Annotated in this window: 10 protein-coding genes; 6 read left to right on the forward strand and 4 right to left on the reverse strand. The window is 71.7% G+C overall.

What is annotated here, in order from left to right; translation table 11 throughout:
• Positions 1-4 precede the first annotated feature (4 nt).
• Together IEZ24_RS21475 and IEZ24_RS02005 are read left to right on the forward strand one after the other, a co-directional pair.
• Positions 5-1,756, forward strand: coding sequence for a VanW family protein (locus IEZ24_RS21475; protein ID WP_129457088.1), 1,752 nt, complete (start codon positions 5-7; stop codon positions 1,754-1,756).
• A gap of 30 nt (positions 1,757-1,786) precedes the next feature.
• Complete coding sequence (locus tag IEZ24_RS02005) at positions 1,787-2,758, forward strand: DUF389 domain-containing protein (protein WP_129457087.1); 972 nt, start codon at positions 1,787-1,789, stop codon at positions 2,756-2,758.
• Here the strand turns inward: IEZ24_RS02005 and IEZ24_RS22195 are convergent.
• Positions 2,740-3,654, reverse strand: a complete 915-nt coding sequence (locus tag IEZ24_RS22195) for a GNAT family N-acetyltransferase (RefSeq protein ID WP_165356219.1) — start codon at positions 3,652-3,654, stop codon at positions 2,740-2,742. The genes IEZ24_RS02005 and IEZ24_RS22195 overlap by 19 nt on opposite strands.
• A gap of 65 nt (positions 3,655-3,719) precedes the next feature.
• Between IEZ24_RS22195 and fdxA the strand changes: the two genes are divergently transcribed.
• Both fdxA and dapC read left to right on the forward strand, forming a co-directional pair.
• Positions 3,720-4,046 (forward strand): ferredoxin, encoded by a 327-nt coding sequence (fdxA, locus tag IEZ24_RS02015; RefSeq protein ID WP_056604759.1) that lies wholly within the window; start codon positions 3,720-3,722, stop codon positions 4,044-4,046.
• Entirely contained in the window at positions 4,043-5,149 is a 1,107-nt protein-coding gene (gene dapC, locus IEZ24_RS02020; RefSeq protein ID WP_129457085.1) for a succinyldiaminopimelate transaminase, read from the forward strand. The genes fdxA and dapC overlap by 4 nt, the downstream gene beginning before the upstream one ends.
• 144 nt (positions 5,150-5,293) lie before the next feature.
• On the opposite strand, the gene IEZ24_RS02025 is transcribed toward dapC, so the two are convergent.
• The 3 genes from IEZ24_RS02025 to IEZ24_RS02035 are packed head-to-tail and all read right to left on the reverse strand — an operon-like array spanning position 5,294 to position 7,795.
• Positions 5,294-6,262: a hypothetical protein gene (locus tag IEZ24_RS02025; protein ID WP_191192801.1), complete on the reverse strand. Its 969-nt coding sequence runs from the start codon at positions 6,260-6,262 to the stop codon at positions 5,294-5,296.
• A 2-nt stretch (positions 6,263-6,264) separates the two neighbouring features.
• A complete protein-coding gene (dapD, locus tag IEZ24_RS02030) occupies positions 6,265-7,206 on the reverse strand; it encodes a 2,3,4,5-tetrahydropyridine-2,6-dicarboxylate N-succinyltransferase (protein WP_129457084.1) in 942 nt (313 codons plus the stop codon).
• Positions 7,207-7,249: 43 nt separating this feature from the next.
• Positions 7,250-7,795 (reverse strand): DinB family protein, encoded by a 546-nt coding sequence (locus IEZ24_RS02035; protein WP_129457083.1) that lies wholly within the window; start codon positions 7,793-7,795, stop codon positions 7,250-7,252.
• A 521-nt stretch (positions 7,796-8,316) separates the two neighbouring features.
• Between IEZ24_RS02035 and IEZ24_RS02040 the strand changes: the two genes are divergently transcribed.
• Together IEZ24_RS02040 and ileS are read left to right on the forward strand one after the other, a co-directional pair.
• Positions 8,317-9,216, forward strand: a complete 900-nt coding sequence (locus IEZ24_RS02040) for a hypothetical protein (protein ID WP_191192802.1) — start codon at positions 8,317-8,319, stop codon at positions 9,214-9,216.
• 589 nt (positions 9,217-9,805) lie between these two features.
• The gene (gene ileS / locus IEZ24_RS02045) at positions 9,806-13,048 is read left to right on the forward strand and encodes an isoleucine--tRNA ligase (RefSeq protein WP_129456935.1); all 3,243 of its coding nucleotides are present in this window, start codon (positions 9,806-9,808) and stop codon (positions 13,046-13,048) included.
• The last annotated feature ends 3 nt before the right edge of the window (positions 13,049-13,051 follow it).

The following is a 13,051-nucleotide window of genomic DNA, read 5'->3' on the forward strand; positions in this document are numbered from 1 at the left end:
TCGCGTGCCGAAGAACCAGACCAGTGCCGCGCAGCCCCGCGAGAAGGCGGGCGCCAAGGTCGTGCTGTGGCTGCTCCTCGGGCTCGTGGTGCTGTTCGGCGGGCTCTACGTCGCCGCGCACTACGTCGCCGGTGACAAGGTCCCGCGCAACACGACGGTGTCCGGCGTCCGCATCGGCGGCCACCCGCAGGGCGAGGCCGCGGAGCGCCTGCGCGCCGGGCTCGCCGACCGCGTCGCCCGCGACATCGCGACGACCGTCGACGGCCAGCAGGTGGCGATCGACCCCGCCCAGGCGGGCCTCTCAGTCGACTACGAGGCCTCGGTCGCCGAGGCCGGCGGCGAGCGGAGCTGGGACCCGGTCCGGCTGTGGAACTACTTCACCGGCGGTGACGCCTTCGAGGCCGAGGTGGAGGTCGACGAGACCGCCTACAACGCCTTCCTCGCCGGCCTCGACGAGCAGTACGGCGCCGTGGCGCGCGACGGCGCGATCCGGTTCGCGGGCGACCAGATCGAGACGACCCGGCCCCGCGCGGGCCGGGCGCTGGACCCCAGCGACACCCTAGACGCGCTCGAGGAGGTGTTCCTCGAGGAGAGCCCCGACGCGGTCGCGCTGGAGATGGCCGAGGTCGAGCCCGCGATCGACGCCTCCGACGTGCAGGAGGCGCTCGACGGCTTCGCCTCCCCGGCGGTCGCCGCGCCGGTGACCCTCGCCTTCGAGGGGTCGCAGGTCAAGCTTCCCCCGGCCGACTACACCTCCGCCCTCACCCTCGAGCCGGTCGACGGCGAGCTGGTCCCCAAGCTCGACGCCGCGAGGCTGACCGAGGTCGTCGGCGGCAAGGTCACGCAGGGTGCGCCCGTCGATGCGAGCGTTGCCCTCGTCGACGGCACCCCGCAGGTCGTGCCCGCCAAGCCGGGGGTGACCTTCGACGCGGCCGAGCTCGAGGCGGGCTTCCTCGGCGTGGCCGCCGCCCCGCAGGGAGAACGTACGCTCACGCTGTCCGCCCAGGTCGCCAAGCCGGAGTTCACCACCAAGGACGCCCGGGCGCTCCGGGTCCGCGAGCGTGTCTCGACCTTCACGACCTACTTCCCCTACGCCGAGTACCGCAACGTCAACATCGGCCGTGCCGCGGAGATCGTCGACGGCACGCTGCTCAAGCCCGGCGAGACCTTCTCCCTCAACGACACGGTGGGTGAGCGCACCGAGGCCAACGGCTTCACCAAGGGCTACGTCATCAACGACGGCATCCTCGTGCAGGACCTCGGCGGTGGCGTCTCCCAGATGGCCACCACCCTGTTCAACGCGATGTTCTTCGCCGGCCTCGAGGACGTCGAGCACAAGCCGCACTCGTTCTACATCGACCGCTACCCGGTCGGCCGCGAGGCCACCGTGGCCTGGGGCGCCGTCGACCTCCGGTTCCGGAACGACACCCCCTACGGCGTGCTCATCGACACCTCGTTCAGGAGCTCCACGCCGTCGTCGTCGGGGGCGGTGACCGTGACGATGTACTCCACGAAGTACTGGGACATCACGACCACCACGGGCGAGCGCTACAACATCACCCAGCCCAAGACCCGGCGCATCGACGACCTCACCTGCCACCCCAACGAGGGCTACGGCGGCTTCGACATCGACGTCGTGCGCTACTTCAGGCCCGTCGGCGAGAACACCGAGACCCGCGAGGACGAGGTCTTCAGCACCACCTACATCCCCAGCGACACGGTCGTCTGCACCAACCCCGACGCCGTCGACGAGTGATCGCCCGCAACGGCGTCTAGGGTCGCGCCCATGCTGGTGCACCTGCGGCTCACCGTGCCGACCCACCTCGCCGACGACGTCGTCGACCTGTTGCGCCACGACGACCGCTCCGCCAACCTCACCCGACACGTCGGGGCCTCGCTGTCGCCGGTCGGTGACCTCGTCGAGTGCGACGTGGCCCGCGAGCTTGCCGGCGAGGTCATCGCCCGGCTCAGGGACCTCGGCCTCCACGACTCCGGCGGCATCGTCGTCACGACGCCGACCAGCACACCGTTCACGGCCGCCCGCAGGCTGGAGCGGGCAGCGCCCGGCGACCCCGACGACGCGGTCATCTGGGACACGGTGATCGAGCAGTGCTACGCAGCCAGCCGTACGACCGTCTCCTACTACCTGTTCTTCGTGCTGGCCAGCCTGCTCGCTGCGATCGCGGTCATCACCGACTCGGCGGTGCTGGTGATCGGCGCGATGGTGGTCGGTCCCGAGTTCGGCACCGTCGCCGCCATCGCCACCGGCCTCGTCTTCGGCCGACCGGACCTGACCGGCAGGGCGCTGCGGCTGCTGGTCTCGGGCATCGCGGTGGCGGTCGCGGTGGTCGCGCTGCTCAGCCTCGTCGGCGACCTCACCGGGCTGATCACCTCCGACATGGTCACGCGGCCACGCCCGCAGACCGGCTTCATCTGGCACCCGGACCAGTGGTCGTTCATCGTCGCCCTCATCGCCGGAGCAGCCGGCGTCCTGGCGCTCACGACCGCCCGCGCCAACGCGATGGTCGGCGTGTTCATCTCGGTGACGACGATCCCGGCCGTCGGCAACCTCGCGCTCGCGCTCGGCGTGTGGGCGCCCTCGGAGATCCGCGGGTCGGCAGCCCAGCTGGCCGTCAACCTCGCCGGCATGGTGCTGGCCGGTGCCGTGGTGCTGGTCCTGCAACGCCTGCTCTGGGTGCGTGCGCTCGCCGCCGCCCAGCGACTCCTCAGCTCGCGGGGTCAGCGCGCCACGAGGTAGCGGTTGGTGTGGTGGGTGACGAAGCCGTGCCGCTCGTAGAGCGCGATCGCGCCCGGGTTCGCAGTCTCGACGTGCAGCAGCGCCGTGGTCGCCCCGAGCGAGGCGCCCCAGTCGAGGACCTCGGCGAGGACGGCCGTGGCGAGGCCCCGGCGCCGGTGGGCCGGGTCGACGGCGAGGGACTCGACGAGGAGCCAGTCGCCGGACAGGACGCCGCGCCCGCTCGCCACGCCGGAGCCGAGCGAGACCGTGACGGACCCCGGCGCCTCCTCGAGCTCGGCCGGCACGTCGGGGGCCAGTGACCGGACCGAGCGCAGGGCACGTGCCACCGATGCCAGCTGGGCGTGCGCGTCGCCGTCGCCCATCGGTTCGAAGCCCAGCGGGGCGAGGGTCCGCTCCACCAGCGAGTCGCGCTGGACCTGCACCGTCGGGGTCTGGTCGAGCGCGTCGTAGAAGCGTCGCACGCCCCAGGCGGCGTCCGCCCACCCGATGCCGGGCTCGTGCATGGCGAGCGCCGAGTTGCCGCGGCGGCGCAGGCGGCCGCCGTGCGGGGGAGAGGCACGCAGCAACCACTCCCCGAGGGGCTCGGTCGTGATCGACGACCACAGTGCCGAGACGTGCCGCTCCACCTCCTGCGCCGATACGCGTGCCCGTACGGACGCCCGCGGCGGCACCGGCTTGCCGGTGACCACCTCGGCCAGGGGGATCGTCACCGGACCGTGCCCCTCGCGGTCGACGGTGAGCGAGTCCGCGCCCCACGCCGTGCAGGTGCCCAGCACGTCGGTCGCACGACCATCGGGCAGCAGGTGGCGTACGACGACGCGCTGCCCGACCACGTGCGGTCCGAGCGCGTGGCGGCCGGTCGTCTCGCCGGGGTGGGGTTCTGACGTGTCGGGCACCCGCCGGATACTAGAGTGAACCGACACGTTCCCCATCCGTGCCCACCCGCCTTCAGGAGGACCTGGTGACCTACGTCATCGCCCAGCCGTGCGTCGACCTCAAGGACCGCGCGTGCGTCGACGAGTGCCCCGTCGACTGCATCTACGAGGGCAAGCGGATGCTCTACATCCACCCCGACGAGTGCGTCGACTGCGGCGCCTGCGAGCCCGTCTGCCCGGTCGAGGCGATCTTCTACGAGGACGACACCCCGGAGGAGTGGAAGGGCTACTACGACGCCAACGTCCACTTCTTCGACGACCTCGGCTCGCCCGGTGGTGCCGCCAAGATGGGCGTCATCGACAAGGACCACGAGCTCGTCGCCGCGCTGCCCCCGCAGGAGCACGACGAGTGAAGGCCGGGCCGGTCTCCGGCCGGCTCCCCGAGTTCCCCTGGGACAAGCTCACGACGTACGCCGCGACGGCGCGCGCGCACCCCGACGGGGTCTGCGACCTGTCGGTGGGCACGCCCGTCGACCCCACGCCCGCCGTCGTCCAGGACGCGCTGCGGGCGGCGGCGGACTCGCCGGGCTACCCGACCACGATCGGGCTGGAGGCCACCCGCCAGGCGGCCATCGACTGGCTGGCCCGCCGCCACGGCGTGACCGGCCTCGGGCTCGACGGCGTGCTGCCGGTGACCGGCTCCAAGGAGCTCATCGGCTCCATGGCGCTGCACCTGGGCATCGGGCCGGGTGACCTGGTCGGCTACCCCGCCCTCGCCTACCCGACGTACGAGGTCGGCGCCGCCCTCGCGGGCGCCGACAGCCTCGCCACCGACTCGCTCACCGCGTTCGGGCCGCGCACCCCGCGGCTGCTGTGGCTCAACAGCCCGGCCAACCCGAGCGGACGGGTGCTGCCGATGGAGCACCTCCGCAAGGTCGTCGACTGGTGCCGCGAGCGCGGCACGATCCTCGTCTCCGACGAGTGCTACATCGAGTGCGCGTGGGAGGGCGACGCGCCGCTGTCGATCCTCGACCCGCGCGTCAACGGCGGCTCGCTCGACGGCATCCTCGCGGTCCACTCGCTGTCCAAGCGCTCCAACCTCGCGGGCTACCGCTGCGCCTTCCTGGCCGGCGACCCCGCCCTCGTCGGCGAGCTGCTCGCCGTCCGCAAGAACCTCGGCCTCCAGATGCCCGGACCGCAGCAGCGGGCGATGATCGCCGCCCTCGACGACGACGCCCACGTCGAGGAGCAGCACGCCCGGTACGCCGCCCGCCGTACGTCGCTGCGGGCCGCGCTCGAGACCGCGGGCTTCCGCATCGACCACTCCGAGGCCTCGCTCTACCTCTGGGCGACCCGGGGCGAGGACTGCTGGCAGACCGTCGCGGCCCTCGCCGAGCAGGGCATCCTCGTCGCTCCCGGCGAGTTCTACGGCCCGTCGGGCCGCCAGCACGTGCGCGTCGCCTTCACCGCCACCGACGAGCGGGTCGCCGCCGCGGTCGCGCGCCTCGCCGGCTGAGACCGGACCTGTTGGGGCAGTCCGACACTTCGTGGGGGTTGCAAAGGCCCCCAGGTGACGGACTCCCCGCTCGAGCGGGGACTCGACGGGCGCGGGGGACGCGTGGGACGAGCACCCGCCAGACACAGGCGAGGCGAGCGGGACCTAGTCGAAGACGTCCACGTGCACGTGGTCACGGTGCTCCAGGATCGCCCGGTCACCCCCTGAGGACGACGGGACGCGGTAGTCGCGCCAGCCGTCGCCCGCCCACGACCCGGCACGCCAGATGCGGTCGTCGAAGATGATCGTCTTGATGTCGAGCCGGTCGGCGTTGGCGACGAGGTAGGACGCCATCGCCCAGCCGCGCTTCTTGTTCTCCGGGTTGACCGGCCGGAAGAACACGTCGATCGCCCGGCCCTCGTAGTGCGCCGAGCCCTCCATGTGCCCGCTCGAGACACCACCCGGCTCGAAGCCGCCGAGGGAGAGGGTGCCGAAGCGCGCCTCGAGGTCCTCGCGCACCGTCGTGGCGCGCTCGACGAGCCCGCTCGCGTCGATCTCGTCGCTCGCCTCGTCGGCGTCGCCCGGCACGTCGCACCACAGAGCGCCGGGGGAGTTGCCCGTCAGTGCGGAGGCGAGGGCCCGACCGTCCTTCTCGTGGTCGGCGTACGCGTCGGGGTAGGCCGAGCGCTGCACCTCCTGGGCGGCGACGGTGATCTCCATCGAGTCGTACCCGTCGACCTCCTGGAGCGCGTCGTAGAACGCGTTCGTCGCATAGACCGGGTCCGTCAGCTGCGCCACGCTGCCCCACCCCTGGGAGGGACGCTGCTGGAACAGCCCGACGGAGTCGCGGTCGCCGTAGTCGATGTTGTAGAGCTTCGACTCCTGGTACGCCGTGGCGAGGGCGATGCTCGCGGCGCGGGCCGGCAGGCCGCGCTCGACCGAGATCGCGGTGATCAGCGCGGCGTTCTCGGCCTGCTCGAGGTCGACCTCGACCGTGTGGCCGTCGACCTCGGCGGTGCACCCGCTGGTGTCGAGGATCCGCGGCACGCCGCCGCGGTCGACGAGCACCAGCGCGGTCGCGGCGGCGCCGAGGGCCACCACCGCGCCGACCGCGGCCGTACGGAGGGAGGGCACGGCTAGTTGGCGTGCAGCGCCGCGTTGAGGGCGATGCCCTCGCCCTTCCACGGCACCGCCTCGATGGCGCCGCTGACCGAGTTGCGGCGGAACAGGACGTTGTCGACGCCCGAGAGCGTGGCCGCCTTGACCACCTGCGGCTTGCCGTCCATGTCGGACACGGTCACCTTGGTGCCGGCCGTGACGTAGCAGCCGGCCTCGACGACGCAGTCGTCGCCGAGGGAGATGCCGATGCCGGCGTTGGCGCCGAGCAGGCAGCGCTCGCCGATGGAGATGACCTCCTTGCCGCCGCCCGACAGGGTGCCCATGATCGAGGAGCCGCCGCCGACGTCGGAGCCGTCGCCGACGACCACGCCGCCGGAGATGCGGCCCTCGACCATCGAGGTGCCGAGCGTACCGGCGTTGAAGTTCACGAAGCCCTCGTGCATCACTGTCGTGCCCTCGGCGAGGTGCGCGCCGAGCCGGACGCGGTCGGCGTCGCCGATGCGTACGCCGGTGGGCACGACGTAGTCGACCATCCGCGGGAACTTGTCGACACCGAAGACGGTCACGTGCTGGCCGCTCGCGCGCAGCCGGGCGCGGGTCGCCTCGAAGCCCTCGACGGCGCACGGACCGGCGGAGGTCCACACGACGTTGGTGAGCAGCCCGAAGATCCCGTCGAGGTTCTGCCCGTGCGGCTTGACCAGCCGGGAGGAGAGGAGGTGCAGCCGCAGCCACACGTCCTCGGTCGAAACCGGGGCCTCGTCGAGGTCGGCGATCTCGACCAGCCGCACCTCGCGGCGTACGCCGCGGGCCCCGTCGTCGCCCTCCAGCGCGGTCAGCTCCGCAGGGGCGTCGCCCTCGGTCGCCCCGAGGACGGGGGAGGGGAACCACGCGTCGAGGACGGTGTCGCCGGACGAGCCGGTGTGCAGGGTCAGCAGGGCGTAGCCGGAAGCAGCAGTCACGCGGACAGCCTACGGAGGCCGTTCCACCCGCCCGGGTGGTGCCCTACTGCCCCGCGCGGCCGTCGATGCACTCGCGCACCAGGTCGGCGTGGCCGCAGTGGCGGGCGTACTCCTCGATCATGTGCACGACGATGTCGCGCACCTCGGTCGGCTCCCCGTGCACGTCCACGACCGCGTCGAGGTCGGTGCGCTCCAGCACCTCGCGGGCGTACGCGACCTCCGACTGCCACAGCGCGTGGCTCGCGCGCACGAGGTCGTCGTCGACCTCGGGGAAGCTGAAGCCCGCGTCCTCGGCCTCGTCCTGGAACAGCCGCGGGATGTCCGTCCGCGCCTCGATCACCCGGCGGAACCAGCTCTGCTCGACCCGCGCCATGTGCCGGACGAGGCCGAGCAGCGAGATGTTGGACGGCGGCACCGCCCTGGTCGCCAGCTGCTCCGCGGTGAGGTCGTCGCACTTGAGCGCCAGCGTCTGGCGGTAGTGCTCGAGGTAGCCGACCAGGCACTCGCGCTCGCCGCGCGTCGGACCCGTCTGCATCCGCGGGTCCTGGTCGGTCGGGAGCCACATGCCGTCGTAGCCGGGGTGCGCCATGGGACCACCCAACCGTCCGGCGCCCGGGGTGGTCCAGTGGGTTCTGGCGGTCTGCCGCGGTAGTCCAGTGGGTTCTGGCGGTCTGCCGCGGTAGTCCAGTGGGTTCTGGCGGTCTGCCGCGGTAGTCCAGTGGGTTCTGGCGGTCTGCCGCGGTAGTCCAGTGGGTTCTGGCGGTCTGCCGCGGTGGTTCTCCAGCGGGCAACGGTCGCGTACGGCGGCGCCCGAAGCCCGCCACTGTCCACTGGACTACCCCCGTTGGCGCGGCGACCACGGCGAGCCACTTCCCACTGGACTACCCCGCGGACCGCAGCAGCACCTGCCCGTCCGGTGATTGCCCTGTGGACGAGCACCGCGAGGGTCTCTGGCGGGGGAAGGGTCGTCACATGTACGTCCCGCAGCCCTTCCACCCCCGCCGTCCGGGCCTTGTCGCGCCGGTGAAGATCGACCCTTCTGGCCGAGCCGGCCCGACGCGCGGTCAGTCGCGCGGGCGGAGGTGGCGTACGACGACGCGGGGGTTGGTGGTGCCGTCCGACCTCGTCGTCTCCACGCAGCAGCGAACCCTGGAGGCGAGTGCGGTTCTTCACGGCGGCGAGGCGGTCACGGGGTGGGCAGCGTTGGACTGGCAGGGTGCCCGATGGTTCGACGGGACCTCGGGCGGGGTCGAGAACAACGACGTACCACTCGTCGCGCGCCGGCACCTGCTCAGGCAACCGGGGTTCTCGGTGAGCCAGGAGTTCCTGGACCCGCGGGAGATCCTGACCGTCGACGGCCTTCCCATCACACCGGCGGTCCGTTCGGTCGTGTTTGAGGTGCGCCGTGCAGCCAACCTCGGTGACGCGGTCGTGGCACTCGACATGGCCTGCTATTCCGACCTGGTCAGCATCGCGGAGGTCTCGTCGTACGTCTCGCAGCTCGGTCCGGTGACGGGGATCCAGCAGGCACGTGACGCTCTGGCCGAGGCAGACGAGAACTCCTGGTCGCCACGTGAGTCGCAGATGAGAGGCGTATGGACCCGCCGGGCGGGCCTCGCCAGGCCGCTGTGCAACGCGCCCCTCTTCACGACCGACGGCCGCCACATCGGCACGCCGGACCTCGTCGATCCGCACATCGGGTTGCTCGGGCTCTACAACGGCCGTGACCACTTGACGCTCGTCGGAGCGTCGAACGATCGAGACAAGGAGGCGGCGTACCGCGACCTTGGCCTCGAGACGGTCACCATGCTGGCCACCGACTGGTACGACCTCGGTGGATTCGTCGAGCGCGCGCACCAGGCGGCGCGTCGAGCGCGCGCCCAGCACGACGTCCGACGGTGGACGCTGACCCCGCCGCCCGGCTGGGTCTCGACCTCGACGGTGGCGCTCCGCCGTGCGCTCACCGCAGATCAGCGGCGACGCTACTTGCGCTACCGCTTGGCGAGCTGAGGCTCGCAGCGGAGTTCGTGGCTGCTGGCCCTGTCAGCTGGGGTAGTCCAGCGGGTTCTGGCTCTCGAGCGGGATAGTCCAGTGAGGAGTGGCTGGCCATAGCCCAATCCGACAGCCACTACCCACTGGACTACCCGCCGCTGCCCAATCCGACAGCCACTACCCACTGGACTACCCCGCGGCGCCCCCGCGGCGCCCCCGCGGCGCCCCCGCGGCGCCCCCGCGGCGCCCCCACTGGACTACCCCGCGGCGCCCCCGGGGCGCCCCCGCGGCGCCCCCGCGGCGCCCCCGCGGCGCCCCCGCCACCCCGCGCCGGGGCACCTTCGCCCGGAATGGATTGGCGCGCCCGCTCGCGCCCGCCGTACGATCGCCGCAGGCGCTTGAGCCGTCATCAGCGGCGAGCCTCGGGAAGAACGGGTACGGCGATCCGGCCGCCACCTCACTAGACCCCGACGGGTACGGCCCGACACAGCCGGAACGAAGCGGTCGTCTCCCCGCCGGGGAGCGGCAAGCGAGGTGGTACCGCGGTCTGCAGATCGTCCTCGTGGTGAAGACCCGAGACGTACGACGCACCGCGAGGAGCACCCAGATGGCCTACCCCAAGGTCTCGCACACCGACGCCACGACCGTCGCCAGCAGCCCGCGCTTCCCCGCGATCGAGGAGGCGGTGCTCGCCTACTGGGAGTCCGACGACACCTTCCGCGCGAGCGTCGAGCAGCGCGACGGCGGGCAGGACGGCGCCAACGAGTTCGTCTTCTACGACGGCCCGCCGTTCGCCAACGGCCTGCCGCACTACGGCCACCTGCTCACCGGCTACGTCAAGGACCTCATCCCGCGCTACCAGACGATGCGCGGCAAGCGCGTCGAGCGCCGCTTCGGCTGGGACACCCACGGCCTGCCCGCCGAGCTCGAGGCGATGCGCCTCAACGGCATCAAGACCACCGACGAGATCGTCGAGCTGGGCATCGAGAAGTTCAACGAGGCCTGCCGCCAGTCCGTCCTGAAGTACACCGGCGAGTGGCGCGACTACGTCACCCGCCAGGCGCGCTGGGTCGACTTCGACAACGACTACCGCACCATGAACCCCGAGTTCATGGAGTCGGTCATCTGGGCCTTCAAGCAGCTGCACGACAAGGGCCTGGTCTACGAGGGCTTCCGCGTGCTGCCCTACTGCTGGCAGGACGAGACGCCGCTGTCCAACCACGAGCTGCGGATGGACGACGACGTCTACCAGATGCGGCAGGACCCGGCCGTCACCGTCGGCTACGACGTCACGTCCGACGGCCCGTTCAAGGGCGTCAAGGTCCTCGTCTGGACGACGACCCCCTGGACCCTGCCGTCCAACCTCGCGGTCATGGTCGGCGAGGACATCGACTACGTCGTGGTGGAGTCCGACGGCCCGACCGGCAGCCCGGAGCGCTACCTCATCGCCGAGGCCCGCCTTGCGTCGTACGCCCGCGAGCTGGGCGAGGAGCCCGAGGTCACCTGGCGCGGCACGGGCACCGACCTCGTCGGCCTGGAGTACGCCCCGCCGTTCTCCTACTACGCCGGCCACGAGCGTGCGTTCCGGCTCGTGCCCGCCGAGTTCGTCACGACCACGGACGGCACCGGGCTGGTGCACACTGCCGGCGCCTTCGGTGAGGACGACAAGGTCGTCACAGACCGCGAGGGCATCGAGGCGGTCATGCCGGTCGGCAAGGACGGCCGCTTCACCTTCCCCGTCACCGACTACGAGGGCATGCAGGTCTTCGACGCCAACCTGCAGATCATCGACCACCTCAAGGCCGCGACCCGACCCCCGCGGGTCGAGCAGGGCGAGGAACGAGCCCGTGTCGAGACCAAGGGCACCGGCTCCGTCACCCCGGGCACCGTGCTCGTGCGCCGCGAGACGTACGACCACTCCTACCCGCACTGCTGGCGCTGCCGGCAGCCGCTGATCTACAAGGGCGTCTCGTCGTGGTTCGTCGAGGTGACCAAGGTCAAGGAGCGCCTGATGGCGCTCAACCAGGACATCCGGTGGGTGCCCGACCACATCAAGGACGGCCAGTTCGGCAAGTGGCTGGAGAACGCCCGCGACTGGTCGATCACCCGCAACCGCTTCTGGGGCAGCCCGGTGCCGGTGTGGAAGTCCGACGACGAGCACTACCCGCGCGTCGACGTCTACGGCTCCTTCGAGGAGATCGAGCGCGACTTCGGCACGCTGCCGCGCGACAAGGACGGCAACCCGGACCTGCACCGGCCGTTCGTCGACGAGCTGACCCGCCCGAACCCCGACGACCCGACCGGGAAGTCCACGATGCGCCGCGTCACCGACGTCCTCGACGTGTGGTTCGACTCGGGCTCGATGAGCTTCGCTCAGGTGCACTACCCGTTCGAGAACAAGGACTGGTTCGAGCACCACTTCCCCGGCGACTTCATCGTCGAGTACATCGGCCAGACCCGCGGCTGGTTCTACACGATGCACGTCCTGGCGGGAGCGATCTTCGACCGCCCCGCGTTCTCGACCTGCCTGAGCCACGGCATCGTGCTCGGCAACGACGGCCAGAAGATGTCCAAGTCGCTGCGCAACTACCCCGACGTGCGCGAGGTCTTCGACCGCGACGGCGCCGACGCGATGCGCTGGTTCCTCATGTCGAGCCCGATCCTGCGCGGCGGCAACCTCGTCGTCACCGAGCAGGGCATCCGCGACTCGGTGCGGCAGGTGCTGATCCCGCTGTGGAACAGCTGGTCGTTCTTCAGCCTGTACGCCAACGCGGCGAAGGGCGGCGAGGGACACGACGCCCGCTGGCGCACCGACAGCGCGCACCCGATGGACCGCTACATCCTGGCCAAGCTGCGCGACTACGTCGCCGCGATGACCGACCAGCTCGACAACTACGAGGTGGCCGCGGCGTGCGACTCGACGCGCGGCTTCCTCGACGTGCTGACCAACTGGTACATCCGCCGCTCCCGCGACCGCTTCTGGGACGAGGACGCCGACGCGTTCGACACCCTCTACACGGTGCTCGAGGTGGTCTGCCGGGTCACCGCCCCGCTGATGCCGCTGACCACCGAGGAGGTCTGGCGCGGCCTGACGGGTGAGCGGTCGGTGCACCTCACCGACTGGCCGGCCGCCGAGAGCCTGCCCGCCGACGACGCGCTGGTCGCCTCGATGGACACGGTCCGCGACGTCTGCTCCGCCGGCTCGGCGCTGCGCAAGGCCGCCAACCTGCGCAACCGCCTGCCGCTGTCCGGGCTGACCGTCGTGAGCGACGCCGACCTCACCGGGTTCGAGTCGCTGGTCGCCGACGAGCTCAACCTCAAGGCCGTCACCCTGCTCGCGGCCGACGCGCCCGAGGCGGAGTCGTACGGCGTCTCGCAGCGCCTGACCGTCAACGCCCGCGCCGCCGGGCCGCGGCTCGGCAAGGACGTCCAGCTCGCGATCAAGGGCTCGAAGTCGGGTGACTGGTCGGTCGCCGAGGACGGCACCGTCACCGCCGGCGGTCTCGCGCTGGTCGAGGGGGAGTACTCCCTCGAGACCGTCGCCGGGTCGTCCGACGACGACGCGGCGATCGGCATGCTGCCGCGCGGCGGCTTCGTCGTGCTCGACACCGCTGTCACACCTGAGCTCGAGGCCGAGGGCACCGCCCGCGACCTGGTGCGCGCGGTCCAGCAGGCCCGCAAGGACGCCGGCCTCCAGGTCAGCGACCGCATCTCGCTCACGCTCGCCGGACCGGAGGAGACACTCGCCGCCGCCCGGACCCACGAGGCCCTGATCGCCGAGGAGACGCTGGCGACGGCGGTCGCGTACGCCGCGGCGCCCGAGGTGGGTGTCGAGGTCGCCCGCGCCTGATCG

Origin of the sequence: Nocardioides ganghwensis (assembly GCF_014779655.1) — a bacterium.
GTDB classification, from domain to species: domain Bacteria; phylum Actinomycetota; class Actinomycetes; order Propionibacteriales; family Nocardioidaceae; genus Nocardioides; species Nocardioides ganghwensis.

Excerpts from the sequence above, each read along its gene's own strand:
- ileS (WP_129456935.1), top strand. The coding sequence starts at position 9,806 with ATGGCCTACCCCAAGGTCTCGCACACCGACGCCACGACCGTCGCCAGC.
- IEZ24_RS02005 (WP_129457087.1), top strand. The coding sequence starts at position 1,787 with ATGCTGGTGCACCTGCGGCTCACCGTGCCGACCCACCTCGCCGACGAC.
- IEZ24_RS02035 (WP_129457083.1), bottom strand. The coding sequence starts at position 7,795 with ATGGCGCACCCCGGCTACGACGGCATGTGGCTCCCGACCGACCAGGAC.